Origin of the sequence: Aeromonas sp., assembly GCF_051657805.1 — a bacterium.
Classification (GTDB): Bacteria; Pseudomonadota; Gammaproteobacteria; order Enterobacterales; family Aeromonadaceae; genus Aeromonas.
The window spans coordinates 1-1,461 of the sequence record NZ_JBOFLJ010000029.1; the positions used below are offsets into that span (position 1 = coordinate 1).

Sequence of the window (1,461 nt, forward strand, 5' to 3'; positions counted from 1 at the left end):
CCCCACCTGAAGATGCCAGTGGCTTCCAAAGCCGACCTTCTCGTGGCAGGCATCAATGACTTGACAAAAATCCTCACCAGCGACTTTCACGGCACCCTGGAGCCCCTCACCGACAGTGATCTGAATGCCCTGGCCCAGACAACGTTTCTGCTCCTACAGCATGCCGATGCCAACCCCATCACCTCACCAGACTGTGCGCCAGTCATGAGGGTGCCCAAAGGAGTCCCCAAAGGGCCCACAGAACTCCCACCGGTGCCCCTGGAAACCTACCACAACAAGAGCAAGCCCCGCAGCCAGCAGGAGCCCAGGCTCCTTTCCCCAATCCTGCGCCGCAGTCCCCGCCACCACCCCCTCTCTCAGCAAGCCAATGCTGTGCTGGAGCCCTTCACCTGGCCAACGCCACCACCACCTGACGAACCCTACCAGACCCACAGAGACACCAGCGTCCCCGTCACCACCAGGAAGGTCCAATTCGCCGAAGGCACCCGCAGCCCAGCTCCCCCCACTCCAGAAGCTGTCCCAGCTTCCCCCACTCCAGTGGCAGACCAACCCCGCCCCAAGACCATCAAATACGCCGACGACATTGTCTGCCCCTCCTCTCCCACTTCAGTGACCGACCACCCCAGCTTTCAGCTCGACGATGCAGCTATGATGTGGTTCCTCAATGGCAACCTGCCAGAAGACGTCCAGCAAGTGGCATTCAAAGCCCTCAACCCCGACACGGGCCTGATGGCAGACTACAAGGTCCTCAGCAAGAGCTCAGACGGCGAGCACTGGATCGAAGGCAACTGCCACGAATTCGGCCGCCTGTCCCAGGGCTACAAGGACACCGAAGGCACAGACACAATCCACTTCATCCCTGTCTCCAAAATGCCAGCCGACCGGAAGGCCACCTACTTCCGCCCAGTCTGTGCAGACCGCCCCAACAAGGCAGAGTCCCGCCGAGTCCGCCACACTGTTGGCGGCGACCAAATTGACTACCCCTTTGAAGTGAGCACCAAGACAGCCAGTCTCATCACAGCAAAAATCATATTCAACAGTGTGGTCAGCACAGCAGGTGCCAAATGTCTGATTGTGGACATCAAGAACTTCTACCTGAACAACGACATGGATCGCTTCGAGTACATGAAGATTCCCCTCTCCGCCATTCCCCAGGCCATCATCGACCAGTACAACTTGGAGCCCCTGGCCCACAAGGGCTTTGTCTATGTGGAAATCAGAAAAGGAATGTACGGACTCCCGCACGCCGGCCGCATCGCCAACGACGCCCTCGTCCTGCACTTGGCCAGCCATGGCTACAACCAATCGGCCATCATTCCAGGCCTCTTCACCCACGAATCCAGACCCATCTCCTTCTGCCTAGTTGTCGATGATTTCTGCATCAAATATGTGGGCAAAGAACATGCTGACCACCTCGTGGAAACCCTTCAATCCAAGTACACCATCACCCAAGACTGGGAG

General features: G+C 58.1%; 1 protein-coding gene. It reads left to right on the forward strand.

Going from position 1 to position 1,461, the window contains the following annotated elements; genetic code table 11:
* Window positions 1-18: 18 nt before the first annotated feature.
* The coding region (locus tag ACRCYW_RS13515) for a hypothetical protein (protein ID WP_438550599.1) at window positions 19-1,461 on the forward strand (1,443 nt) is incomplete at its 3' end.